At 71.7% G+C, this 25,786-nt stretch carries 19 protein-coding genes; 13 read left to right on the top strand and 6 right to left on the bottom strand.

Going from position 1 to position 25,786, the window contains the following annotated elements; translation table 11 throughout:
• Window positions 1-28 precede the first annotated feature (28 nt).
• From ACQPZX_RS15205 to ACQPZX_RS15185, 5 genes are all read left to right on the top strand, one after another.
• A complete protein-coding gene (locus tag ACQPZX_RS15205) occupies window positions 29-637 on the top strand; it encodes an acyltransferase (RefSeq protein ID WP_433380371.1) in 609 nt (202 codons plus the stop codon).
• A 3-nt stretch (window positions 638-640) separates the two neighbouring features.
• Complete coding sequence (locus ACQPZX_RS15200) at window positions 641-3,451, top strand: BTAD domain-containing putative transcriptional regulator (RefSeq protein ID WP_433380368.1); 2,811 nt, start codon at window positions 641-643, stop codon at window positions 3,449-3,451.
• A gap of 35 nt (window positions 3,452-3,486) precedes the next feature.
• Entirely contained in the window at window positions 3,487-4,521 is a 1,035-nt protein-coding gene (locus ACQPZX_RS15195; RefSeq protein WP_433380365.1) for an FAD-dependent monooxygenase, read from the top strand.
• Window positions 4,522-4,944: 423 nt separating this feature from the next.
• Window positions 4,945-5,292 (top strand): hypothetical protein, encoded by a 348-nt coding sequence (locus tag ACQPZX_RS15190; RefSeq protein WP_433380362.1) that lies wholly within the window; start codon window positions 4,945-4,947, stop codon window positions 5,290-5,292.
• Between the two features lie 4 nt (window positions 5,293-5,296).
• Complete coding sequence (locus tag ACQPZX_RS15185) at window positions 5,297-5,692, top strand: hypothetical protein (RefSeq protein ID WP_433380359.1); 396 nt, start codon at window positions 5,297-5,299, stop codon at window positions 5,690-5,692.
• 52 nt (window positions 5,693-5,744) lie between these two features.
• Here ACQPZX_RS15185 and ACQPZX_RS15180 read toward each other — a convergent pair whose 3' ends face one another.
• Entirely contained in the window at window positions 5,745-9,251 is a 3,507-nt protein-coding gene (locus tag ACQPZX_RS15180; RefSeq protein WP_433380356.1) for a choice-of-anchor D domain-containing protein, read from the bottom strand.
• Window positions 9,252-9,594: 343 nt separating this feature from the next.
• Here ACQPZX_RS15180 and ACQPZX_RS15175 point away from each other — a divergent pair, with 343 nt between their 5' ends.
• The gene (locus tag ACQPZX_RS15175) at window positions 9,595-9,912 is read left to right on the top strand and encodes a helix-turn-helix transcriptional regulator (RefSeq protein ID WP_433380353.1); all 318 of its coding nucleotides are present in this window, start codon (window positions 9,595-9,597) and stop codon (window positions 9,910-9,912) included.
• A gap of 316 nt (window positions 9,913-10,228) precedes the next feature.
• Complete coding sequence (locus ACQPZX_RS15170) at window positions 10,229-13,498, top strand: NACHT domain-containing protein (protein ID WP_433380350.1); 3,270 nt, start codon at window positions 10,229-10,231, stop codon at window positions 13,496-13,498.
• Here ACQPZX_RS15170 and ACQPZX_RS15165 read toward each other — a convergent pair.
• A complete protein-coding gene (locus tag ACQPZX_RS15165; protein WP_433380347.1) occupies window positions 13,467-14,087 on the bottom strand; it encodes a TMEM175 family protein in 621 nt (206 codons plus the stop codon). The genes ACQPZX_RS15170 and ACQPZX_RS15165 overlap by 32 nt on opposite strands.
• A gap of 59 nt (window positions 14,088-14,146) precedes the next feature.
• On the opposite strand from ACQPZX_RS15165, the gene ACQPZX_RS15160 reads away from it, so the two are divergent.
• Complete coding sequence (locus ACQPZX_RS15160) at window positions 14,147-15,043, top strand: alpha/beta fold hydrolase (RefSeq protein WP_433380344.1); 897 nt, start codon at window positions 14,147-14,149, stop codon at window positions 15,041-15,043.
• A complete protein-coding gene (locus tag ACQPZX_RS15155) occupies window positions 15,040-16,494 on the top strand; it encodes an MFS transporter (RefSeq protein WP_433380341.1) in 1,455 nt (484 codons plus the stop codon). The genes ACQPZX_RS15160 and ACQPZX_RS15155 overlap by 4 nt, the downstream gene beginning before the upstream one ends.
• Here the strand turns inward: ACQPZX_RS15155 and ACQPZX_RS15150 are convergent.
• Entirely contained in the window at window positions 16,484-17,479 is a 996-nt protein-coding gene (locus tag ACQPZX_RS15150) for a LacI family DNA-binding transcriptional regulator (protein ID WP_433380338.1), read from the bottom strand. The genes ACQPZX_RS15155 and ACQPZX_RS15150 overlap by 11 nt on opposite strands.
• Before the next feature lie 81 nt (window positions 17,480-17,560).
• Between ACQPZX_RS15150 and ACQPZX_RS15145 the strand changes: the two genes are divergently transcribed.
• The gene (locus ACQPZX_RS15145) at window positions 17,561-18,553 is read left to right on the top strand and encodes a Gfo/Idh/MocA family oxidoreductase (protein ID WP_433380335.1); all 993 of its coding nucleotides are present in this window, start codon (window positions 17,561-17,563) and stop codon (window positions 18,551-18,553) included.
• The gene (locus ACQPZX_RS15140; protein ID WP_433380332.1) at window positions 18,550-19,125 is read left to right on the top strand and encodes a TIM barrel protein; all 576 of its coding nucleotides are present in this window, start codon (window positions 18,550-18,552) and stop codon (window positions 19,123-19,125) included. The genes ACQPZX_RS15145 and ACQPZX_RS15140 overlap by 4 nt, the downstream gene beginning before the upstream one ends.
• On the opposite strand, the gene ACQPZX_RS15135 is transcribed toward ACQPZX_RS15140, so the two are convergent.
• From ACQPZX_RS15135 to ACQPZX_RS15125, 3 genes are all read right to left on the bottom strand, one after another.
• Complete coding sequence (locus ACQPZX_RS15135; RefSeq protein WP_433385254.1) at window positions 19,106-21,934, bottom strand: MGH1-like glycoside hydrolase domain-containing protein; 2,829 nt, start codon at window positions 21,932-21,934, stop codon at window positions 19,106-19,108. The two genes, ACQPZX_RS15140 and ACQPZX_RS15135, sit on opposite strands and share 20 nt — an antisense overlap.
• 104 nt (window positions 21,935-22,038) lie before the next feature.
• A complete protein-coding gene (locus ACQPZX_RS15130) occupies window positions 22,039-22,689 on the bottom strand; it encodes a response regulator transcription factor (protein ID WP_433380329.1) in 651 nt (216 codons plus the stop codon).
• 1 nt (window position 22,690) lies between these two features.
• Window positions 22,691-24,007: a sensor histidine kinase gene (locus ACQPZX_RS15125; protein ID WP_433380326.1), complete on the bottom strand. Its 1,317-nt coding sequence runs from the start codon at window positions 24,005-24,007 to the stop codon at window positions 22,691-22,693.
• 109 nt (window positions 24,008-24,116) lie between these two features.
• Here ACQPZX_RS15125 and ACQPZX_RS15120 point away from each other — a divergent pair, with 109 nt between their 5' ends.
• On the top strand, window positions 24,117-24,995 hold the full coding sequence (locus tag ACQPZX_RS15120; RefSeq protein ID WP_433380323.1) for an ATP-binding cassette domain-containing protein: 879 nt from the start codon (window positions 24,117-24,119) through the stop codon (window positions 24,993-24,995).
• A complete protein-coding gene (locus ACQPZX_RS15115) occupies window positions 24,992-25,780 on the top strand; it encodes a hypothetical protein (protein ID WP_433380320.1) in 789 nt (262 codons plus the stop codon). Before ACQPZX_RS15120 ends, ACQPZX_RS15115 begins: the two co-directional genes overlap by 4 nt.
• Window positions 25,781-25,786: the final 6 nt, after the last annotated feature.

Raw genomic sequence — 25,786 nt, 5'->3', positions numbered from 1 at the left:
TCACCGACTCCCGTGGAGGTACCCCGCCATGACCGATCCCGCCCGCGACGGCGTCACCGTCGCGCCGACCGCCGACGTCGACGAGCGGGCCACGATCGGTGCCGGGACCCGGGTCTGGCATCTCGCCCAGATCCGCGAGGACGCGACCCTCGGGGACAATTGCAACATCGGCCGCGGCGCGTACGTCGGCCCTGGCGTCGTCATCGGCGACAACGTGAAGCTGCAGAACCACGCCCTGGTCTACGAGCCGGCCCGCCTCGCCGACGGCGTCTTCATCGGCCCGGCCGCGGTGCTGACCAACGACCAGTACCCGCGCGCCGTCACCCCCGACGGCCGCCTCAAGACCGGCGACGACTGGCACGCGGTCGGCGTGACGATCGGCGAGGGCGCGGCGATCGGCGCCCGGGCGGTGTGCGTGGCGCCGGTCAGCGTGGGACGCTGGGCCCTGGTCGCGGCCGGCGCGGTGGTCACCAAGGACGTGCCCGACTTCGCCCTGGTTGTCGGGGTTCCGGCCCGCCGCATCGGCTGGGTCGGCCGCGCGGGGCAGCCGCTGACCGCCAAGGGCGACGGCCTGTGGGTCTGCCCCTCCACCGGCGCCGAGTACCGCGAATCGGACGGCGTCCTCACGGAGAGTTAGCGCTTGGAGTTCCAGGTCCTCGGGACGGTGCGGGCGGTGCGGGCGGGAACGCCGCTACCGCTCGGTGGCCCGCGGCACCGGCGGCTCCTGGCCGCGCTCCTGGTCCAGCCGGGCGAGACAGTCTCGGCCGACCGGCTTACCGAGGCGCTGTGGGGCGACGATCCACCGCGCAGCGCGGGCGAGATGATTCACGTACGGGTCAGCGAGCTGCGCGCCGCGCTCCGGCCGGACCATCCCGGCCCGCTCTCGGGTGACGGCGGCTACCGCCTGATCGTCGCCGACGACGAGCTGGACGCCCGGGTCTTCGAACGCCTTTTTGATTCGGGAGCAGAGGCGCTCAGCTCCGGTGACGTCGCCCTGGCTCGCGACCGCCTCGGCGAGGGCCTGGCCAAGTGGCACGGTCCCGCGTTCGGCGAGTTCGCGGGCGAGCCGTTCGCGCGCGCCGAGGCGGTCCGGCTCGAGGCGCTGCGGTTGCAGGCGCTCGAGGACCGGCTCACGGCCGATCTGGCGCTCGGCCGGCATGCTCTGGTCGTGGCCGAGCTGAGCGCGCTGGTCACCGACCATCCGCTGCGCGAGGGGTTGCGCGAGCGTCTGATGCTTGCGCTTCATCGGTGCGGGCGCCAGGCGGAGGCCCTTCACACGTACGAACAGGGGCGCGCGATCCTCGCCGAAGAGCTCGGTGTGGACCCGGCTCCCGCCGCCACCAGGCTGCACACCGCGATCCTGCGCCGGGACCCCGCGCTCGACCTGCCCGCGCCGATCGCCGCGCCGCTGACCAGCTTCGTCGGCCGGGAGCGCGACCTGGCCGGGATCCGTGCCCGCCTGCGCGCCGGCCGGCTGGTCACGCTGACCGGCGTGGGCGGCGCCGGCAAGAGCCGCTTGGCGGTGGAGGTCGCATCGGGCCGGCCGGCCTGGTTCGTCGAGCTCGCCGCGCTCACCCGGGCTTCCCAGGTGGCGCCGGCGGTGGCGGCCGCGCTGCGCGTGCGCGAGCATCCGCAGAGAACGCTCACGTCGCTGATAGCCGACCGCCTGCGCGACACGTCCGGCCTGCTGGTGCTGGACAACTGCGAACACCTCCTGGACGGCGTCGCCACGCTCGCCTCCCACCTGCTGGCGACGTGCCCCCGCCTGCGAATCTTGACTACGGGTCGGGAGCACCTCGGCGTTACCGGCGAGCAGCTATGGCCCGTCGGTGGTCTCGAAACGGCCGACGCGGTGCGGTTGCTGACCGCGCGAGTCGCGGACTTCGCCACCGACCTCCCCCACACCGAGGCGGCCGCGCGGATCTGTCGTCGGCTTGATGGGCTGCCGCTCGCGATCGAGCTGGCCGCCTCAGCGGTTGCCGCGCTGGGTGCTGAGCAGGTGGCCGAGCGGATGGGCGACCGGTTCGGGGTGCTCGCCGGGGAAAGCCGGACGGCCTCGCCGCGGCACCGGACGCTGCGGGCCGTTCTCGACTGGAGCTATGACCTGCTCGATCCGCCGGCGCGGCGGTTGTTCGATCGGCTCGGTGTCTTCGTGGGCGGCTTCACGCTCGAAGCGGCCGAGGCGGTCGGCGCGAGCGCGGGCAGCGCCGGCGACACCTGCGGCGCGGGCGACGGCGACGCGGGCGACGGCGCGGGCGACGGCGACGCGGGCGACGGCGCGGGCGACGGCGGCGCGGGCGGCGGCCAGTCGGTCGCCGGGACGCTGGCGGGGCTTGTCGAGAAGTCGCTCGTGAGTGGGGATGGGGCGCGCTATCGGCTCCTGGAGACGGTGCGGGCGTATGCGCTCTCGCACACGGTGGCCGACGACGTGCGGGATCGCCATGCGGCGTACACGTTGGGGGTTGTCTCTTCTGCTCGGCGAGGGCTGCGCGGGGTGGAGGAACCCGTTTGGCTGCGGCGGCTCGAGGCGGAACACGGGAACATCCGGGCGGCGCTCGAGTGGTCTCTCTCGCGTGGGGACGCGGGAACGGCGGTGCGGCTGGCCGGGTCGCTGTATCCGTTGTGGGATCGGCATGGGCACTACCGCGAAGGGCGGGAGTGGCTGAGCCGGGCGCTGGCGCTGCGGCCGGGGGTGCCGCCGTTGGTGCGGGCGCGGGCGTTGGACAGTGCGGCCGGGCTGGCGGTGATTCAAGGGGACTTCGCGGCGGGAGCCTTGGCGGCCGAGGAGTCGGCGTCGCTCAGCCGGGAGGCCGGCGATGTGGCGGGTGCCGCGCGGGCGCTGACCACGTCGGGGCTGGCTGCCTTCTACGGCGGGGACACGGCGCGGGCGGTTGCGGTGCTGGAAGAGTCGGTGCGGCAGGCGCGGGCGGCCGGGGATCGGGGGCAGGCCGGGTTCGCGCTGATGTATCTCGGGGCCACCGATCTCGCCCGGTCGCGGTTCGCGGCGGCGATCGAGCGGTGCGACGAGGGCGAGGCGGATCTGCTCGCGGCCGGGAATCCGGAAGGGCTGGCGTGGATCCACATCGTCCGGTCCGGGGCTGCGTGGCGAACCGGCGACCATGCCGGGGGCGTTGATGAGCTGCGGGCGGCGATCTCCGGATTCCGTAGCCTCGACCATCGGTGGGGACTGTCGATCTGCCTGCAGATGGGGGCGGAGGTTGCTGCGTTTCGGGGCGATTTATCCCGTACGATATGGCTTGCGGCCTCGGCCGAGACGGCGCGTGAGTCAGTCGCGGCCGGATGGATGCCCTTCCTCAAGGTCTGGTTCGAAGCGCTCGTGTCCGCCGGGCGTGACGCGCTCCCCGCGGCGGCCTTCGACGCGGCCTGGCGTGACGGCGCCGCGGCCGGCCTCGACGCAGCGATCGCGGTGCTGGCGGAAGAAGTCCGATAAGGATTCGGGAAGGTGGCACGCCTAGCTTCGGTCGCATGCGAGGACACGGGGTGAAGGTGCTGGTGGTGGGGGCCGGGATCGCCGGCCTGGCGGCGGCGCGGACGCTGCGCGCGTGGGGCGCGGACGTCGAGGTCGTGGAGCGCGCGGCGGCCGCTCGGACTGAGGGCGCGGGGATCTACCTGCCCGGGAACGCGGTGCGGGCGCTCACTTCCCTGGGCGTCACGGGCTTCCGGGCCGCCGAGATCAAGCGACAAACGATCAGCGACCACCGGGGCCGCCCGCTGATGGACCTGCCGGTGGATTCGCTGTGGCACGGGGTCGGCCCATGTCTGGCGACGCACCGGGCTTCACTGCACCAGGCCCTGCTTGCCGACGTGCTCGTGCGCTGGTCATGCACGGTGTCCTCGGTCGACTCTTCCGGCTCGGTCGTCCTCGCCGACGGCAGCGTCTTGGAATATGACCTGGTGATCGGGGCGGACGGCGTGCACTCCTCGGTGCGGCAGATCCTGATCGGCGTTTCCGCGCGGCCGTTGGGCTTCCAATGCCGCCGTTTCGTGGTGCCGTGGCCCGACACGTCGCCGGTCTGGTCGCTGATGCTGGGGCGGAACGCCGCCTTCCTGACCATCCCGATCGGCGACGGGCAGGTGTACTGCTACACCGAGGGCGACGTCGAGGCGTTCGCCGATCCGGTGCCGAAGCTGCTGGCCAACGCGCCCGAGGCCCACCGGGCGCCTCTTGAAGAGGTAGCGCTCCCCCGCTGGTCGCGCGGGGTGGTCACGCTGATCGGCGACGCGGCCCACGCCACGTCGCCCAACATGGCGCAGGGCGCGGCGATGGCGGTGGAGGACGCCTTGGTGCTGGCAGCGGCCCTGTCCCGATCCGACACGATCGAGGGGGCGTTGCGGGCTTTCGAGGAGCGGCGGCGACCGCGTACGGAGTGGGTGCGAGCACAGACCCACCGGCGCGACCGGAGCCGGTCGCTACCGGGGCCGGTGCGCAATCTGGTGCTGCGTCGGTTTGGGGAGAGGATGTTCCGCGCCAACTACGGGCCACTCCGGGAGCGGCCGTAGCGCTGCGCACTTGACAGATACACCTAGCGTTATCTGTCGATGCCTCCCCGACCGCGGTCCCCCCACGGCGGCGGCGAAGACCCACCGGACGAGGGCGGGCCGCCGCCGCGACCTCATGGCGCCGGCGGTAGCGGCGGGCCTGGGAGCGTCGCCGAGGCTGAGCGGTGGGTCGCCGCGGTATGCAGCCACGGCCGACCCACCGCCGACGGCGGAGCCGGCCCTCTCCCGCCGGGACCGCCGGCGCCGTCCGCTGCTCGCAGCGACGACGACATCCAGCTGAGCCGGTGGGAGACCAACTACGGCAACCTCAGCGATGACCCGCTGAAGTTCAATGTCGTCGCCAACGACAGCTCCCACACCGCACAGAATGCCCACACGTCACGCGACCATGGCCCCGGAGTGCCGCTCCGGAGCATCCCGGACGTGAAGACCATTGAGGGCCGCATCTACGGCGACGGGTGGCCGCACGCGGCCAACGCGTCGACGAGATGGCTCGACTGGACGACGATGCACCGGACGATCAACGAGTACGTCAGCAGCAACTGGCAGCGGATTCGCTCCGACCTGGCGATCGAGGGAAAGCACGAGGCGGTCTTCGACGCCGGGCACCGTATCGGCGAGGGCTTCGTCAACCGCGGCATGGGCGGCGCCGGTCCACCTCAGGCGCAATACGTCACCACCAGTGCTGTGCGCCTCGTCCTCAAGGTCGTTCCCGGCTCCGATCCGCCGGATGTGTACATCAAGACCTCCTTCCCGGCGGCGTTAGGGTGATTGCATGGATTCCTCGCAGATCCGTGAGCAGCTACGGAGGCGGGCCGAAGAACTCCTGGCAGTGCCGCCGATGGAGACCGTCCGCAGCTTTCTCGCGACCGAGATCGGCGACGCCGCCGACCTCGAGGAAGCCCGCGACAACCTCGCGCAGTTGGCGCAGGTGAACATCCGTTCGCATCAACGGGAGCTGTGGGCGCTCGAGCGGGTCATTGCGGATCCGCCGGCTGAGCCGGGGGCTCTCGCGCACCTCGTCGCCTGGGATGCCAACTGGGTGCTCGACGACACGTCCGATGCGGCTGCGCTTCAGTTTCTTCGCGAGGTGGCGCAGATGCTGCGCGAGGTGATCGAGGCGGCGCCGCCGACCGCCGATCGTTGGCGGTCCTGGCCGCCTCAGCTTTAGACGGTGGAGCGCCCCGGGGCTCAAAGGAACCCCGGGGCGCTCGCTTACTTGGTCAGCTGTTCCAGATCTGGAAGCTGGAGATCTGGCCCGCCGGCCAGCCGGAGTTGCCGGTGATGTTCAGGCGGAAGTAGCGCTGAGTGCTCGCCGTGAAGGTGATGGTCACGGTGTTGTTGGCGGACGGGTTGAAGGTGTAGCCGGCCGAGGCCTTGAGCGTCGACCAGGTCGAACCGTTGGTGCTGCCCTGGACCGAAAGGGTCTCGGTGCGGGAGCCCCAGCCGGTCGGCAACTGCAGGACTACGCGGGAGGCGCTCTGGGCGGAGCCCAGGTCGACCTGCACCCATTGCGGGAAGGCGTTGTTGGTGCTCTCCCAATAGGTGTTCTGGTCGGCGTCGGTGACATTGCCGGACGGGTAGACGTCGTTGTGGCTGGACTCGCTGGTGGGCTTGCCGGCGGCCAGGTTGGTGCTGGTGGTGCCGGCGCCGGTGCCGGTCAGGGTGACCGCGGTGCTGGCGCCGCCGCCGGAGGCGGTGAGCGTGCCGGTGCGGGTGCCGGAGGCGGTGGGGCGGAAGGTCACGGTGGCCGTGCAGGAGGCGCCGGCCGCCAGGGACGTGCCGCAGGTGTTGGACTGGGCGTAGTCGCCGTTGACTGCCACCGCGAAGGAGGTAGCGGCGGCGTTGCCACTGTTGGTGACGGTGACCTGCTGGCCGGCGCTGGTGGTGTTCAGCGCCTGCGAACCGAAGGTGAGCGAGCCAGGGTTGGCGCTCAAGGACGGCCCGGAGGGAGACGAACCTGCGGGATAGACCCCGAGCTCGGAGATCTGGCCGGCCGGCCAGCCGGAGTTCGCCGTGATGTTGACCCGCACGTAGCGGGCGCTGGTGCCGGGCACGGTGATGCTCGCCGTGTTGCCGGACGCGGGATTGAAGGTGTAGGTGGCCGAGCCCACGGCGGTGCCGAAGCTCGAGCCGTCGGTGCTGGTCAGCACCGACAAGGTCTGGGTGCGGGTCGCCCAGGCGGAGGACGGCGGCAACTTCAAAGTCAACTTCCCGATCGCGTACGGGGAGCCGAGGTCGACCTGGAGCCACTGCGGGAACGCGCCGTTCACGCTCTCCCAATAGGTGTTCGCGTCGCCGTCCGTGGTGGTCGTGGCCGCCTGCGTCGAGTTGACCTGGGAGCTGGCGGTGGCCGGGCGGCCGGCCGCGACGTTGGTGGTGCTGCCGATCCCGCTGCCGGTGAGCGCGACCGTGACGGGGTTGTTGTTGGCGTTGCTGGACAGCGTGACGCTGCCGGTACGCGTACCCGACGTGGTGGGTTTGAAGGTGACGGTGACCGTGCAGGAAGCACCCACCGCAACCGACCCGCAGGTGTTGGATTGCGTGAAGTCACCGCTTGCGGTGACGCCGGAGACGGTCGCCGCGGTGGTGCCGGTGTTGGTGACCGTGATCGCCTGCGCGGCGCTGGTGGCGCCGACGACCGTGCCGGGGAAGGAGAGGCTCGACGGGCTGGCGGTCAGGATCGGGCCGGGCGCGACGCCGGTGCCGGAGAGCGGGATCGTGTTGGTGATGCCGGACGCCGTGACCGTGAGGTTGCCGGTGCGCGAGCCGGCTGCGGTGGGTGCGAAGCGGACGGTCACGGTGCAGGAGCCGCCGGCCGCGATGGAGCTACCGCACGTGTTGGTCTGCGAGAAGTCGCCGGTGATCGAGATCCCGCTGACCGGTGCGGCGGCGGAGCCCGAGTTGGTGACGGTGACCGCCTGCGCGGCGCTGGTCGAGCCGGTCGCGACCGTGCCGAAGCCGAGTGTCGTCGGCGAGATCGAGATCAACGAGCCGTTGTCCGGCAGGTAGGGCGGGAACGCCGGGTTCGTGACCTGGGTGCAGGCGGTCGACCCGAAGATCCCGGAGTTGCCGCCGCCGTCGGTCAGCGTGAAGCCGACGCCGCAGTTGTAGACGGCCGCCGGGCCCTGGGTGCCGGTGGCGGTGCTGTTGGAGATGGTCGCCGACCCGCCGACCTGCTCCTGCACCACGTACGAGCCGGTGTTCTGGATCGTCGCGTTGTTGATCTTGACGTTGGAGATCTGCGAGCCGGAGACGAACTGGATGGCTTCGAACGGGCTCTGCTGGATCAGGATGTTGTCGACGTTGGTCAGGCCGGTCATCGCGCCGTCGCGGGCGTCGAACCAGAGCGCGCCGACGCCGAACTGCCAGTTCGGGTCGAGGCTGCCGGACCGGATGATCGTGTTGCGCAGCACGTCGGTGCGGCCGAGGGTCGTGGACGCGAAACGCTGCGCGACGTGGATGCCGCCACCCTGGGTGAGGCCCGAGTCGATCACGCGGTTGTCGGTGACGAAGTTGTCGTGACCGCCGTAGATGGCGATGCCGTTGGCGAGGATCGGGTACTGCACGGTGTTGTGGTCGAACGAGTCGTTCGCGTCGGCCACCGCCTCCGACCAGGTCGCCAGGCCGTCGTCGCCGGTGTTGCGGATGTCCGAGTTGGTGACCTTGGAGTTGGTCACGCCCTTGTGGAAGTTGACGCCGTCGGCGGTGACGTTGCGGATCCGCATGCCCGAGAAGACGAGGTTGTCCATCGGGCCGTCCATCCAGGCGCCGACCTTGAGGTGCTCGATCCAGAGCCGATCGACGGTCGAGTTGCTCATCGCGCCGCCGACCGCGTTCACCTGCGCGCCGTCGTTGCGCTCCTGCACGTCACCGAAGATCGCGAAGTCGGCGAGGTGAACGTTCGTGCTCGCGTTGGGCGCGTCGTTTCCATAGAAGCCCGGCGCCGCGCCGACCACGGTCGAGCGCCACATGCCGGCGCCCTTGATCGTCACGTTGTTAACGGCGATATGCCCCGGCACCTTGAAAGTGCCCTCCGGAATCCACACCGTGCCGCCCGCGCCGGCCGACTGGATCGCCGAGTTGAACGCCGCGGTCGAGTCGCCCGCGCCGGTCGCATCCGCGCCCTTGCTGGTCACCGAGACCGAGCCGGACGGCTGACCGAGGGCGCCCGCGACGCTCTCGAAGTCGGCCAGGTCCACCGTGGTGGTCGTGGTGGCGGTTAACCGGAATTTGGTGCCGGCCGGATACGAGGTCGGGAAGAGCCGGTGCGCCTCGTCGTAGAAGTGGTGCGGGTTGCTGCCGGGCGAGTTGGTGAACGGATATCCGCCGTAGAACCAGCTGTACGCGTTGGTCAGGGTGAACGCCGTCGACCCGGCCCCGTTGATCGAAAAGTTGATCGGCGTCGTGTAGACCGAGCCGCCCGACGAGTCCGGGATGCTGTACCGGAACACGAACGAGTTGGTGGCGACCGGCGAGGTGAACTCGACGTACTGCCCGGAGTTGAGGGTCACCGCCTTGCGGTAGGACGCCTCCGACGGGAGCGTGTTGTAGGCCGCCGACGGACCGATGATCGTGCCGTTCGTGGTCGCGTTCTCGGCCTGAACCTCCACGTAGGGAAGTGTCGCGCCGACGCCGCCGGTGGCAGCGGCGAGGGCCGGGCTCGCGTACAGCAGAGGGCCGAGCAGCGCGGCGCCGACAAGTGCGGCGCCAAGCCTTCGTCTGGTCATTGGTGTTGCTCGCTTTCGACGGACGACCGGGGATGTCGCCCATGCCGAGGACCGCTCTGGCAGAGGGGACGCCAGACCGGGACGCATGGAGCGGGGTACCTGAGGAACTAGGCCGACCGTAACGTCCGCGACACAGTCACGCAATATCGAGACTGTTCTTTGCAAAGATTGAACTTGCGTCGGGAAAAGCAACTCAGAGGGTCGTGGTCAATCCGCCGTCCACGGTGAACTCAGCGCCGGCCCAGTGGTGCGGCCCGCGGCCGTCACCGCCGTCTGCTCGCCCGCCAGGCCAGGATCCACGGTGTTGCGCGCGGTCGAATCGTCATTTACTTGATCCGAACCCGTGGACCGGATCATCAACGAGCTCGACGACGCCCGGACCGCGGCCGGCCTGTCCAAGGCCGCCCTGGCCCGCGCGATCGGAACGAACCCGGATGCCATCCGGCGCCTGCTGACCGCGGGCCATGTGAACCCCACCCTCGGCACGCTGGCGGAGATCGCCGCCGTGTTCGGCTTCCGGATCGCGCTGGAGCCGCTGCCCGATGCCGAGCGGGAAAATCTGACTGAGCCGCTTCTGCGGGGAGAGCACGCTGACCCCACGGCACTGGCCGCCTACCTGGCGGACGTCCGCGACGGTTCCTCGTTACGGCTGGCGAGCTAGGACACCGATCTGGGGTTACGCGAGAGATATTCCTCGCCCAGCCGCCTGACGGCCTTGTAATCCGCGTCGGCGAAGACGGTGCGAAACGGCGGAAGTATCGGATCTCATGTGGGTCGTCGATCGACGGCCCGACGGGAATCGACGACGGCGCGGAGCGGGCCTCCGACGGCTTTCGCCGCCGTGATCGCCGATCGGCGAGGTCGGGAGGCATCCACGCATTTTAGATGTCCACTGTGCTGCCGACCGCCGTCTTACATCGATTCATCCGGGCGTGCTCATCTGCTATCAGCAGAAAGCTCTCGCTAGGATCGCGGCGATGGCCTCGCTCGGTTCTTTCCTGGACACCGGCGACAAGGTCGCGTCCATTGTGGGTGGGGCGGCGGCGCTGGCCGCGCTCTGGTTCGCCCGGCGCAAGCTCTTCCGGCGGCCGGCCGACTCCGGGGTGACGGCGCTGCTCGCCGCGCAGGTTGCCGACGCGCGGCAGCACCGGTACCGGTTCTTCGGGGAGCATGTGCCGGCATTGACCGACCTGTACGTGCGATCGCGCGCGACCCTCGAAGGGGACACGCCCCGCACGATCGAGGCCGGCCGGATCCTCGCCGCGCACCGGCACGCCGTGCTGCTCGGCGACGCCGGCGCGGGAAAGTCCACCTTCCTGGCGACGGTCGCCGGTGACCTCGCCGGGCGGGCGCGGGGGCGGCGCGGGCGCGGCGAGATCGCGGTGATCCTGCCCGCCTCCGATCTGGTCGGGCGGCGGCTGCCGGAAGCACTCGCCCGGGCGGCGGGACGCGACCTCGCCGTCGAGGTGCCGCCCACCCTCTTCGAGAAGGCGCCGCCGGGCGGGGTCTGGCGGGTGCTGATCGACGGACTCGACGAGGTGGTCGCGCCGGAGAGCCGGTCCGAGGTGCTGTGGCGCATCCGCGGGCTGCTCGCCGACCCCGGGCCGTACCGGATGGTCGTCACCTGCCGCCCGCTCGCCGCGGCCGAGCTGGCCGAGTTGCACGGGCCCGAGGTCGGCGTGTACGACCTGCGCCCCTTCGACCGGCGGGAGCTCGACGAGTTCGCGCATCGCTGGTTCGCGGCCCGCTTCCCCGACGACCGGCCGCGCGCCGACCGGACCGCCGGGCGTTTCCTGGCGCGGGTGGCGGGCGCCCGGCTCGGGCCGGTCGCCCGGGTGCCGCTGCTGGCCACCATCGCGGCGCTGGTGTACGAGTCGGCGGATGACCGGACGCTACCGTCGAGCCGGGCCGCCCTCTACGACCGGTTCGTCGACCACCTGCTCGACGGGCGGCGGTCGCTGGACCGCTTCCGCGAGGCGGTCGAACCGGAGCTGATCTCGCGCGGGCCTTCGGGGGCGGCGGTCGCCGCGTGGCTCTGCTCCGACATCCGCCAGCACGTGGGCGGGCTGCTGCACGCGTGCGGCGCGGCCTGGCTGGCCGATCCCGACGCGTCGCTGACCGAGGTCGCGGCATCGTGGATCGACGCTCACGCGCCGCACGGCCTCGGGCCGTCAAGCGACCGACTCGTACGGGAACTGCTGCTCGTCACCGGCGTATGCACGATGCGGCGGAACCGGGTGGTGTTCGCGCACCAGAGCTTCGCGGAGTACTTCGCCGCTTCCTTCGACGAGGCGACCTGGACGAAGTGGGTGGCCGAGCCCGCCACGCGCAGTCTCGCGGCGTTCGCGGCCGCCCGCCGGCCCGACTCGGACGCGCTGGTCGCCGGCCTGTCCGACGCGCTCGCCGCCGGCGACCTGCTCGCCGACGGGATCCCGGTGCATCCCTCGACGCGGGAGCGCGTGGTAGGGCGGCTGCTGCGCGAGGTCGCCAACGAGGGCGAGGCCGCCCCGGAGGCGTTGCGCGTCCTCGGCGAGCTGAGCCTCGACGGCGACGTCATCGAGCGGATGGCCGCCGTCGCGCGGGATCCGGACGCGTCGTCGTGGACCCGGGCGCTGGTGGCCGACCGGATCGCCGACGTGGACGTGGCGACCGGGCACGAGCTGCTACGCGCGGCCGCCGAGCACGCGGACGAGGTGGTGCGGTCCTGGATCGCGGACACGCTGCACGAGCGGGGCGGCCGGGTCGATCCGAATCTGCGGGTGCCACTGGCCGCCGACGCCGAGCCGGTCAACCGGCCGCTGGGTCCGCTGGCCCGGCAGGCGCTCACCCAGCGCCTGGCCGACGCCCGTGCCACCGAAGCCGATCGGGTGGCGGCCGCCCAGCAGCTCGCCGCCGCCGGCGACCTCGCTCCCCTGCGCGCGATGGCCGAGGCCGCCGATCTCGACCCCTACCACCGCGTCCAGCTGGCGGTCGCGTTGGCCGACATCGGCGAGCCGGGCCTGCTCCGGGAGCTCGGCGCCGGATCCGCCGGGACGCCGGCGTGGACGTACGCGGCCGCGATCCAGCTGTTCCGGCGCGATGACCCGACGGCCGGCGACGCGCTGCGCGCGGTGGTCGACCGCCGCCCGGACCTGCCGATGGCCTTCGGCGCGGCGGCCCGCTGCGCGGAGCTCGGTGACCGGGAGCCCCTGATGTGGCTCGTCAAGCACCCCGGCCCGATCCTTCTGCGGGTCGCGGCGGCGCGGCGGCTCGCGGCCCTCGGCGAACCCGAGCAGCTGCGCCGGCTCGTCGACGTCCCGATGCATCCCGGCATCGAGGCGATCGTGCTCGCCGATCTGGTCGAGGCCGGCGACACCACGGCCGTCCCCCGGCTCCGTCAATGGCTCGGCACCCGACAGATCCGCTCGTACCGGCAGGTCGAGCCGGCCTACCTGCTGGCGCGCCTCGGCGACGAGTGGTCGCGACACATCCTCCGCCGCCTGGCACAGCGCGGGACCATCGAGGCCGCGGTCGCGCTGTCCGCGCTGGCCGATCCCCTCGGCCCGGAACTGCTGCGGCGCACCGCCATCCAGCGCCGGCGACGGCAGCGTACGAGAATGCGGGCCGCCCGGGGGCTCACCCTCGTCGACCGGGTCGCCGGTCGCCGACTGCTGGCCGAGCTGGCCGCGCCCGGGTCCCGCGCCAGCCTGCGGTTGCGCGCGGCCACCGTCGCACTGAGCGCGGCGGGCACAGCCGATCCGCTGTACGACCTCGCCGTCGAGGCGACCGCGCCGGCCCGGTTGCGGGCCGACGCGATCGACCGGCTGGCCAGTTTCCGGGCCGATTCCGGACTCCTGCCGGACGAATTGATCGCCGCTGTCGCGGAGCTGACGGCCGCCGGGGCGGCGCCGGACCGGGTACGGGCCGCGGCCGCGCGCATGCTGCCGAAGGCGGCGGCCATCGCGCTGCTGACCTCGATCGCCGACACCACCGCGGAGCCGGCCGACAGGGTCGCCGCGATCGACACGCTCGACCTGATCGACGGCTACGGCGCGGGCGAGTCGTTCGGGCGGCTGCTGCGGGACCGGCGGATCGGGCGCGTCCGCCGCCGTTACCTGATGATCCGCTACAGCGACCTGCTGTCCGACGCCGACAGCGCGGCCGTCGAAGAGCGGGTCGGTTCCTCCTACCTTCGCGGCGTCGTCGTGGCGGCGATCCGCGGCCCGGAATGGGCGCTCAGTGGTCGGCGCGACGCCAGCGCGACTTGACGGCGCCCTGGATCGGGCCAGCCAGGAACATCAGCAGAAAGGCCCAGAAGTTGATCGTCTCGGCGAAGACCGAGCCGATGACGGTGGCGACCAGCTCGGTGCCGAACGCCACCGCCGAGCCGAGCACCTGCTCGCGGGTCACCGGCGTCCGGTCCTCGCTGAGCTCCGGATGCCGGTGGGCGTACCAGCCGAGCATCAGCAGCGACCCGCTGGCCAGGCACAACGCGCCGCCGTAGAGCGCGACGGTGCCTGCGGTCGGCCGGTACGCGGTGATGAGCGCCGTCGGGATCGGCAGAAGCACGATGGCGAACGTCCAGAGCAGGCTCCACCGCACGACCCATGTCCGCAGCAGCTGTACGTGCCGGAAGAGGTTGTGGTGCGCCCACCAGAGCCGGAAGATCACCGCGAAGCTCAGCGCGAACGCCCCGAACTGGCCGACGTGGTGGTGCACGAACTCGCCGAAGCTCTCTTCGCCGGCGGCCTCCGAGACGCTTTCCATGAGCGGCAGGATGAGCAGGGTGATCGCGATGGCCGCCACGGCGTCGGTGAAGAAGACCAGGCGCTCGGACGAGGAAGATTCACTACTCACCGCGACAGTATGTCCCGGGTCGCTGTCACAGATCCGGCCGCCGTCCGGTCGAAAGGGGCATGACCAACCTTCCGATTCGGCGCGTCACCACGGACCTGCTCGAGGTGGCCTACCACGAGGCGGGCCCCGCCGACGGGCGGCCGGTGGTCCTCCTGCACGGTTTCCCCTACGACATCCACAGCTACGCCGAGGTGGCCCCGCTGCTCGCGAACGGCGGCTTCCGGGTGATCGTGCCCTACCTGCGCGGGCACGGCCCGACCCGCTTCCTCAGCCCGGCCACGCCGCGCTCGGGGCAGCAGGCCGCGCTCGGCGCCGACGTCATCGCCCTGCTCGACGCCCTGCGGATCCCGAGCGCGATCCTCGCCGGCTACGACTGGGGTGGCCGGGCCGCCTGCGTCGCCGCGGCCCTGCACCCGTCACGTGTCGCGGGGCTCGTTTCCGTCAACGGCTACCTGATCCAGGACATCGCCGCCTCGTCGAACCCGCTGCCGGCCGAGCTCGAGGCCGGATTCTGGTACTTCTTCTACTTCCTCACCGAGCGCGGCCGGGCCGGGCTGACGGCCAACCGGCGCGAGATCGCCAAGGTGATCTGGCGGCGGAACTCCCCCAAGTGGACCTTCGGGGACGCCGAGCTCGACCGGGCGGCGGCCGCGTTCGACAACCCGGACTACGTGGACGTCGTCATCCACTCGTACCGTCATCGGCTCGGCCGTGCCCTCGGAGCGCAAGAATATGCAGCGGCGGAAGCCGCGCTCGCGCAGTTGCCGCCGATCGGCGTGCCCACCGTGACCCTCGACGGCACCGCCGACGGCAACTTCCCGGCGACCGACGGCAGCGCGGGTGCGGCCCATTTCTTCGGCCGCCGCGTGCACCGCCAGGTTCACGACGCGGGCCACAACCTTCCGCAGGAGGCGCCGGAGGCGTTCGCCGACGCGATCCGCGAGGTGGCCCGATGACCGCGACGGTCGCCGTGGAAGAGGGTCTGACCAGCCGCAGCGCCGTGGGCCGGTGGGTCCTCGCGGCGTGCATCGGCGGCTCGGTGATCACCCAGGTCGACGCCAACGCCGTCGGGATCGCCCTGCCCGCGATCGGCCGCGACTTCCAGACCGACCTGGCGCCGCTGCAGTGGGTGTTCACCGCCTACACGCTGACGCTGGCCGGTCTGCTGCTGGTGGCCGGCGCGCTCGGCGACCGCTACGGCCGCCGCCGGATCTTCACGATCGGCGTGTACTGGTTCGCGGTCGCCTCGGTGCTGAGCAGCATCGCGCCGACCTCGGAGACGCTGATCGCCTGCCGCGCGCTGCAAGGTGTCGGCGCGGCCCTGCTCACGCCGGGCAGCCTCGCGATCCTGGAGGCGTCGTTCGCCCCGGGCGAGCGGGCCAAGGCGATCGGCGCGTGGTCGGGGCTGAGCGGCGTGGCCGGCGCGCTCGGGCCGTTCCTCGGCGGCTGGCTCGTGCAGTCCGCGTCCTGGCGGTTCATCTTTCTCGTCAACATCCCGATCGCGCTGGCCGTCGGCATCATCGCCCGCCGCTACGTGCCCGAGTCGCGCGACCCGAACGCCACCGGCCGCGTCGACCTGACCGGCGGCGTGCTGGTCACGCTGGGGCTGGTCGGGCTCACGTACGGCCTGATCCAGGGCGGTGACGGCTGGGTCGCGATCATCGCCGGCGCCGCGCTGCTGGTCGCGTTCGTCGCCTGGGAACGCCGCGCGCGACAGCCGATCCTGCCGCTGCACCTGTTCGCGTCCACCCGGTTCACCGCCGCCAACGTGGTGACCTTCGCGGTCTACGCCGCGCTCGGCGGCGCGCTGTTCCTGCTGCCGATCGCGCTGCAGCAGGTCTCCGGCTACTCGCCGATCCAGGCCGGGCTCACGCTGCTGCCGGTGACCGTGCTGATGCTGCTGCTCTCGTCCCGCTCCGGTGCCCTCGCGGCCCGGATCGGCCCGCGCCTGCAGATGAGCCTCGGGCCGATCCTGGTCGGCCTCGGCCTGGCCCTGTTCACCCGGATCGACGAGAGCGGCGACTACCTCACCCAGGTCTTCCCGGCCGTCACCGTGCTCGGCCTCGGCCTGGCCACGACCGTGGCGCCGCTGACCTCGACGGTGCTGGGCGCGGTTCCTTCCGAGCACGCGGGTGTGGCCTCGGCGGTCAACAACGACGTGGCCCGCGCCGCGGCGCTGATCGCGGTCGCGGTGCTACCGGCCGCCGCGGGGCTCACCGGGGACGCCTATCTGGAGCCCGCGAAGTTCTCCAGCGGCTTCCACACCGCCTCGATGATCTGCGCGATCCTGTGCGTGCTGGCCGGCGGCCTCGCCGCGGTCACGATCGGCAACCACCGCTCGCGCCGGCAGAAGATCCACCCGCCGCACGCCGCCCTGGACACGCCGGCGCCCCGGGTCAGCGAATAGGGCCGGTCGTGCCGCGGACGACGAGACGCGGGGGGACGACGATCTCGCGGTGATCGACCGGGTTGTCCTCGACCCGGTCGATCGCGCGAGCCACGGCCAGCCTGGTCAGGGTGGCGGTGTCCTGGGCGACCGTGGTCAGGTCGATGTGGGCGAGGCGGGCCAGATAGCTGTCGTCGTATCCGACGACGCTCAGGTCGCCCGGGACCGCGACCCGCGCCCGGGTCAGCACGTCGAGGACGCCGGTCGCGCAGCGGTCGTTGAAGACGGTGACGGCGGTCGGCGGGTCGTCGAGGAGCTGCCGGGCCGCCGCCGCGCCGTCCTCCTCGGTCAGGCCGCCGCGGATGAAGCGCTCCTCGTCGGACAGGCCGTGGCGGCTCATCGCGGCCCGGTATCCGCGGCGGCGCTCGGCGGCGCCGGCGGCACGGCCGCCGTCGATGTGGGCGATCCGGCGATGGCCGAGACCGGCCAGGTGGTCGACCGCCAGGTGGAGGCCGCCGGCGTCGTTGTTGCGGATGACGTCGGCCCCGGACGCCCGTACGTCACGGGCCAGGACGACCACCGGCATCCGCTCGGCGAGCCGTCCCAGGGCGGCGGCCGTGGACTGCGGCGCGAGCAGGATCAGCGCCTCGCAGCGGTCCTGCAGCAGGCCGGTGACCGCCTCCCGCTCGTCGCGATCGGGGGTGACGGCGCTCAGCGCCAGCTCGTAGCCGGTCTCGCGGGCGGCCTTGTACAGGTCGGTCACCAGGTCGGCGTGGAAGGCGTGCTGAATGCCGAAGACGACGCCGAGCAGCTTGGTGCGACCGCTGCGCAGCAGCCGCGCGCGGCTGTCGGGGTGGTAGCCCAACTCGTCGGCCGCCTCGAGCACACGGCGGCGGGTCTCGGCGCCCGCACCGGGCTCGTCGCGCATGACCAGCGACACCAGCGACTTGGAGACCCCTGCCCGGGCGGCCACATCGGACAGCGTCGGCCTGCGTTCCTCTCGCACGGGAATAAGCGTAGTGACAAATACTGGAACGTTCCAGTCCTCACCTTGACGCCGCCGGCACCAGAACGCAGCCTCGTTCGTATGGAACGTTCCAGTAGATTCGCGCTGATCGGCTCGGGCCGGATGGGTTCCTTCCACGGCCGCACCCTGAGCCAACGCCTGCCGGGCGCCAGCCTCGTAGCGGTCGCGGACCCCGCCCCCGGCGCCGGCGACCTGGGCGCCTCCCGGGTCTACACCGACCCGGCCCAGGTCTGGGCCGACTCCGAGATCGACGCCGTGGTCATCGCCGCGCCCGCCCGCTTCCACACCGAGCTGATCGTCGCCGCCGCCGCGGCCGGAAAGCACGTCTTCTGCGAGAAGCCGATGGCCCTGACCCTGACCGACGCCGACCGCGCCATCGACGCCTGCCGCACCGCCGGCGTGCACCTGCAGATCGGCTTCAACCGCCGCTTCGCCCCCGACTGGGCCGCCGCCCGCGCCCTGATCGACGCGGGAAGCGTCGGCACCCCGCGGCTGCTGCGCTCGCTGACCCGCGACCCGGGCGGCTTCGACCCGTCCCGCGTGGCCCCCGGCACGATCTTCCTGGAGACCCTGATCCACGACTTCGACACGCTGCGCTTCCTCAACCCCGCTGCGTCCGCCGTCGAGGTCTACGCCACGGCGGACGCCCTGGTGGAACCCGCTTGGCGCGACCGCGGCCTGCTCGACACGGCCGTCGTCACCGTCCGCTTCGACAACGGCGCGATCGGCATCGCGGAGGCCTGCTTCGAGGCGAGCTACGGCTATGACGTACGCGGTGAAGTGCTCGGCGCCGCGGGGATGGCCACCATGGGCGACGGCCGCCGCACCGGCATGACCTTCTCGGGCGCGGACGGCCGCACCGTGGAGACTTCCCGCAGCGACCAGGAGCTGTTCGGCATGGCCTACGCCGCCGAACTGGCCGCCTTCGCCGAGTCGATCCGCACCGGCGTCCCGCCCGCCGTGACCGGCGAGGACGGCCGGGCCGCGCTGGCCATCGCCCTGGCCGCCGCCGAATCGGCGAGCACCGGCAGGCCGGCGGCGGTGGCGAAATGAGGCTCGCCGCCTGCGCCGAGATGCTCTTCCTCGATCTGCCGTTCGCCGAGCGCGTCAGCCGCATCGCCGCGGACGGCTTCGAGGTCGAGATCTGGAACTGGCACACCAAGGACCTCGACGCCCTCGCCAAGACCGGCGCCACCATCTCCTCGATGACCGGCTACCTGGCCGAACTGGGCGAGCGCGCCGGCCGCGTCTTCACCCTGGAGAACCTCAACCTCGTCGACCACCCCGGCACGCCGTTCTGGCGGGCGGCGGACACCATCGCGCTGGTCGAGGCGGTCGGCAGCCCGCACCTGCGGCTCAACCTCGACCTCTACCACGCCCAGATCGGCGAGGGAGACCTGATCCGCCTGGTCGAGAGGGCGCTGCCGCTGATCGGCGAGATCCAGGTCGCCGACGTGCCCACCCGTCAGGAGCCGGGCACCGGCGAGATCCACTACCCCGCGATCGCCCGTGCCCTCCGCCGCCTGAACTACGACGGCGTCGTCGCACTCGAAGCCTGGGCGTCCGGCGACTCCGAGCTCGCTCTTCAACGCTTCCGGGACGCGTTCACCGGCTCCGGAGGGTGACCCGGTCGAGGGCGATCGTGCCGCCGTCCAGCCGGAGGCCGAAGGCCGGCGACCCCTGCGGACTCACCGGCGCGGTGTGAATGAGCGCCCACTTCCCGTCGTGTTCGGCCCAGGTCATCAGCTTGCCCCACTGAGACAGCACCGCGAATCGATCATCCGGCGACCAGCGGAACGCGGCGCAGCAGCCGCCGGTCGACGACGGCTGGGAGACGCCGCCAGCCTGCACGTCCACGCCCGACGAACCGAAGTGGTTGTTGTACCAGGCCAGGGCGTTGTCCCGGTCGCCGGCGGAGAAGCCCAGGAACAGGCTGTCCTCGGGCGACGCGCCGGAGAAGCGGGCCGGCTCGACGATCACCGCCTCGCCCGCGGCGGGGGCGGCCAGCACGGCGAAGGCTCGGGCGTCGGCGGACGCGGTGAGCAGGCCATCGGCGACCGCGAGGCGGGGCGACGGCTCGGCCGCGGGGTGGTCGATCCGGTACGACGCCAGCCGGTCGGCCGAGAAGTCGTCGTCCCACGTCACCGTCGGGTAATTCGCCGGGTCGAACTGGTAGCGGGTGGGCAGCAGCGCGCTCGTCACCCCGCCGGCCGACCAGGCCAGCAGCCGGATCGGCAGCCCAGCCGTGGGGTCCGCGCCGGCCGGGACCGAAACCTGCCACGTGGAGGCGCCGAGCTGGCGGGCCGTCCAGCCGCGCGGCACCTGAAGGCTCGTCCTCGTGACGGGTCCGGTGATGCGAGCCTGCACGGCGACCGTCTTGCCGGCGTCGACGGCGAGGCTCGGCGTCGTGAAGCCGGCCGTCACCCGCGGATCCGGCTGCCGCCACGACTGCAGCGCGGTGATCCCGACCGCTCCTCCGTCAGCCCGCGACATCACGACCCGCAGCCGATCGGTCGTAAGCGGTGGCGAGATCCGAATCCGATTGAGGGCGCGGGCCACCGGCGTGACCGGGTCGCGCGTTTGGCCGGTCACCTCGAGCCAGGCGCCCGAGGCGTCCTGGTACTGCAGCGCATACGAGTCCGGCACCCGTACGCCGCCGCCGTCGTCGTAGAAATCGATCTTCACATCCGAGACCACAGTGGCCGCCCCGAAGTCGACCGCCAGCCAGTCGCTGCGATTCGGCGAGCCGTAGCTCGTCCAGCGCGTCGACGGCACGTCCAGGTGGAAGTCCTGGCCGTCGATCGCGTTCGCCGGGGTGTCGCCGTGCCAGGTGTAGGAGGCCGTCGCCAGCGGATAGCCGGTCTCGGTCACGTTCGCCGCGTCGTCGACGAGCTCGGGCTGCGAAGCGCGGTCAACCAGAGACACCGGGACCGTCACATCGCCCAGCGTCGCGCGACGCAGTTTCACGACGCCGTCGATCAAAACCTGAAAACCACTGCCCTTCCCGTACGCGCTGCCGTCGCGATCCCAGAGAATCGTGAGGTCATGGCCGTGATACGCGAGATTCTCCACCGCGAAACGCGACCAGTCGGCCGGCACGAGCGGCGCGATGCGGATCGAGTCTCCGGCTTGAGGGCGAATCCCGAGTAACCCCGACAACACCAGATCCGTGAACGTCGAGTGGTTGTAGTCCTCGCTGTGCCCGGCGCCGTCGTAGATCCAGCGATCCTCGTCGGGGTGGTGCGCCTCGGCGACGTACGGCCGGCCGTTCTTGCGCTGCGTCAAGGCGTACCCGTGAAGGATCTTGATGTAGTCGTTGACGCTCACATAGGACTGCGCCGGGTAGTCGAGCAGCTGATTCGCCAGCGCCGTCAGCGTTTGGCTCGTCGCGAACGGCCAGGACGGCCCATCCCAGCGGCAGCAACCAGTCAGCGCGTCGTGCATGAACCAGGGGCTGCGCCGCTCGGTGGTCGTCGGGCCGAAGGTGGCCGCGAATCCCTGCGGGTCGGTCAGCTGCGCCCAGGCGACCGCATCGGCGGCCGGCGGCATGTGGAAGTACCACGGGACGAAGCCGATCTCCTCCCGGTCGGCGATGACGCGACCGTCGAGCATCACGTGCTTGTAGAAGTCGCCGTTCCAGAGCGCCTTCTCCGTGGCGGAGCGCAGCCGGGCGGCCTCGGCGTCGTACTGCGCCGCCACGGAAGTCAATCCGGCCTTGCGGGCGACCGCGGCCAGCGCTTTCGCGTCGCCGTACTGATAAGCATTGATCGTCGGCCGATAGCCGTCGCCGCCGTGATAGGGGTCGGAGCCCTGATACGAGCTCGCGGTGAACTCCATCGCATCCCACACCGGCGTCTGCCAGTACAGGCCTTTCGCGCTGTCGAAGTTGGTGGCCTTCCACCCCTCGTACTGTTTGCGCAGCGCCGGCAAGCGATCGGTGAGAAACTTCCAGTCCCCGCTGACCGAGGCCCGGGCCACCGCCGCGTCCACGGCCCAGAACGAATACTGGTGCGCCCAGTCGGTGGTGTTCTTGTTGAGATCCTCGGTGGCCGGCTTCGCCCCCGACCCCGATCCGGTCAGCCAGTAGTCGAGGTAGTCGTCGAGGTAGCGCTGGTCGCGCAGCCACCGGCCCTCGTAGATGTGATGCCCGGCCGCCGCGTCGATCCCGCCGAACGGCGCCGAGTAACCGACCGGCCCGAGGAACTCCGAGACGATCCAGCCGTCGGTGGGACCGGTGTACTTGAGCGCCTCCTTGAAGGTGCGCCACCGGTAGTAGTAGGTGTCGCGGATCGCCGCGTCCGGCACGTCCACGAACGGGATGTTCGCCTCGTACCACGCCTTGTCCGGCGTGTCCCCGAGCAGCGCCGCGTGGTCGAGCAAAGGCGCCTCGCGCAGGGGAACGCCCATTAACGTCGCGACGAGGGCAGCAACCATTCCCACTCGTGCAAACATCACCGCACACCTCCTGCACAGATCCAAACATCGAAATCCGTCAAGAGTCAACGAGAGGTGCCCCTTCGGGAAGGAGTTCGTCGCGGTCAGACCAACCCGGCCTGGTGGGCGACGATCGCGGCCTGCACCCGGTTGCGCACGTCCAGCTTGATCAGGATGGAGCTGACGTGCGCCTTGACGGTCCCCTCGACCAGGTGCAGCGTCTTGCCGATCTCGGCGTTGGAGTCCCCGGCGCCGATCAGCGCCAGCACTTCCCGCTCGCGGTCGGTCAGCGCGCCGATCCGCTTGCGGGCCCGTGCCGCGCCGGCCCGGCCCACGTCGCTGTAGCCGTCGATCACCCGCCGCGCGATCATCGGCGACAGGAACGCCGCCCCGCCGGCGACCGCGTGCACGGCGCCGATCAGCTCCCGTGGGTCGGACGCCTTGAGCAGGAACCCGGCCGCCCCGCCCGCGAGCGCCCGCCCGATGTACTCGTCATCGCCGAAGGTGGTCAGGATGACCACGGCGGTGCCCGGCGCCACCGCGCCGATCTCCTCGGCCGCCTGTAGCCCGTCCAGCCCCGGCATCCGGATGTCCAGCAGCACGACATCGGGCCGATGCGCCCGCACCGCCTCCACGGCCGCATGCCCGTCCGCCGCCTCCGCGACCACCTCGATGCCGTCATCGGAGCCCAGAATCGCCCGCACCCCGCCCCGGACCATCGCCTCGTCATCGGCAATCAAGACTCGAACCGGCACGTCACGCCCTCTCCAGCCGATCCTTGCTGACCAGGACGCCGGCGGCGAAGCACAACCGGTAGACCTGGGCCTCGAGGTCGGTCAGCGCCGCCCCGGCGTGGTAGTAGCGGCACGTCGATCCCGCCGGTGGCGCCGGCTCGGCGATCAACCGGAAGCGCTGCGTGGTCTCTGGCGGCAGCAGCGGCTCCACCTGAGCCTGCGGCTGCCCGACCCGCAGCGCGGCGTATCGCCCGTCGGCGAGCCCGGTGCGCCGGACCGTCGCCACCTGCCCGGCGACCAAGGCCGCGAAGAGCGCGAGCACCACGCCGACCGGCAGCGCCGCGGTCTGGAGCAGCCGGCGCCGGGTGATCCGCCGGCTGACTGCCACGTCGAAGGAGACTGGCGGTACTGGCGCGGAACCGGCCGGCAGCGTGGCACTCACGAGCCAGCCGCCGCCCGGCCGCGACCCGGCCGCCAGTTGCCCGCCCACCAGCCGGACCCGCTCGTCCAGCCCGATCAGCCCCTGCCCACCGCCAGGGCGGCCGCGCGGCGCAACGCTCTCCTCGTTCGTCACCTCGATCCGGTCCTCCGCGATGGTCACGACCACCGCGGCGCCCGGAGCGTGCCGCGCCGCGTTGGTCAATGCCTCCCGCACCACCCGATGCGCGGCCTGCCGGGTCATCGGCGGCCACTGCGGGGCCGCGCCCTCGTGCACGAGCCGGACCGGCATCCCGGCCGCCGCCGACCGCGCCAGCAGGTCCTCGATGCTCTCGTCGGGCGGCACCTGACCGGCCGCCGCGTCGGAGCTGCCCACCACCCGTACGAGATCATGCAAGCGCTCGGTCGCACGGACCGCATGTGATCGCAGCTCGCCGGCGGTCTTGCGCTGTGCGTCGCTCAGGCCCGCGCCGACCTCGAGGGCGCCCGAATGCAGCGCGATCAGAGCCAGCTCGTGCCCGATGGTGTCGTGCATGTCCTGGGCGATCCGGGCCCTCTCGCGCAACCGCGCCTGCCCGGCCACGATCTCGTGCTCGCGCTCCCGCCGCTCGGCGTTCAACCGCTGGTAGCGCCCGGCCCACCAGGGCAGCACCGCCGCGAACAGCTCGACCAGCGCCATCGTCGACCACGCCGAGATCGGGTCGCCGGTCCGCGCGAAGGCCAGCGCCAGCCCGGCGACCGCGACGGCGCCGAAGACTCCGACCGCCTGCGCCAGCGATGCCAGCCGGCGGCCGGCCGCGTAGGCGAGCACGACCATCACGAACGGCGCCCACCCGGTGCTCACCGGGAGCAGGTTCCCCAGCGCCAGCCCGGCCGCGACGACCAGCGTGAACAGCCACATCGGCTCACGATACAAAGCCGCCGGCCGCGCCCGCCCCTGTCGAAAGTAAGGGTTCGCCCCCGTCGACGGACCGATGTCCGCATTCGCACGCGAACCTAGGTTCACTTCCATGATTACGGCAACGAAACTGGCGAAGAGGTACGGCGATCGGGCCGCCGTCGACGACCTCTCGTTCGAGGTGACGCCCGGGACGGTGACCGGGTTCCTCGGCCCGAACGGCGCCGGCAAGTCCACCACCATGCGGCTGATGCTCGGCCTCGACCACGGCGAGGGCGCGACGCTGTTCGACGGCCGCCGGTTCACCACGATCCGGCACCCGATGCGGGAGATCGGCGCGGTGCTCGAGGCGCGCGCTTTCCACCCGACCCGCAGCGCCCGCAACCACCTGCGCATGCTCGCGGCCGGCAGCGGCATCGGCTACGCCCGGGTCGACGAGGTCCTCGAGATGGTCGGCCTGGCCGACGTGGCGCGGCACAAGCCGAAAAGTTTCTCGCTCGGCATGGGGCAGCGGCTCGGCCTGGCACAGGCCATGCTCGGCGATCCCGGCACGCTGATCCTCGACGAGCCCGCGAACGGCCTGGACCCGCACGGCATCTTGTGGTTACGCGACATTCTCAAGTCCCTGGCCGCCGAGGGACGCACGGTTTTCGTCTCCAGCCACCTGCTGCCCGAGATGGCGCTGATGGCCGACCGGCTGGTGGTGATCGGGCGCGGCCGGATGATCTACCACGGCGATGTGGACGGTTTCGTGCGCGAGTTCACCCGCTCGACCGTCGTCGTGCGCAGCCCCCGGCTTTCCGAACTCGCGGCGGCGCTCGACGGCGAGGACGTCGCATTCGAGGACGGCGCGCTGCGAGTTTCCGGTGTCGAGGCGTCCGAGGTCGGTGAGGCCGCGTTCCGCGCCGGGATCGTCCTGCACGAGCTGACCACCGAGACGGCCTCGCTCGAGGCCGCGTTCATGACCGCCACGGGAGACGACACGCTATGAGCGAGGCCCTGCGCTACGAGATCGTGCGACTGCGCACCCTGCGGTCAAGTTACTGGCTGTTCGCATCGGGGCTTGCGCTGAGTGCTCTGGCTTCGCTGCTTTTCGCGTACGGGTCGCGCACGCTCCCGCTGAGCGCCGAGATCGTCGCCGACGTGGCCACGGCCGGCGGCGCCTCGCTCCCGATCCCGTTGCTGGCCGCGTTCGTCGCCGCGATCGGGATCCTCGCCACCGGCCACGACTACCGCTACGGAACGATCCAGCCGACGCTCACCGCGATGCCGCAACGAACCCCGCTGCTTTTCGCGAAAGTTCTGGTCGTCGGCGCCACCGCTGTCGTGGCCGCGATCGCCTCGCTGGCCCTGAACCTCGTGGCCGGAATCCTGGTGTGGCACCGTTTCCCCGACCTGTCCGAGCCGCCGCTGGGCCAGATCCTGATCGGGTACGTGCTGCTCACGCTGCTCTGGTCGGTGCTCGGCGTGGCGCTGGGCCAGCTCTTCCGGGGCGTGCCCGGCCCGCTGGTGGTGATCCTGGCCGTCCCGATGCTGGTCGAGCAGGTGATCCTGCGCCTGCAGTTCGTCCCGTCGTTCCACTGGGTGGCCCCGTACGCCAGGTTTCTGCCGTTCACCGCGGGCATGCAGCTAGTGACTTTCGCGGGCGAGGCGTCCGGCGGCAGCGCCACCGAGCTGACCATGCTCGCCCGCTGGCCATCGGCCGCCGTGTTCGCCGCATTTACCGCCTTTGCCCTGCTCACAGCACTGATCATGTTCAACCGAAGAGACGCGTGACCCATC

Origin of the sequence: Actinoplanes sp. CA-142083 (assembly GCF_050942195.1) — a bacterium.
GTDB lineage: Bacteria > Actinomycetota > Actinomycetes > Mycobacteriales > Micromonosporaceae > Actinoplanes.
Note: the sequence above shows the minus strand (reverse complement) of the source record. Positions and strands in the feature narration are given on the sequence as shown.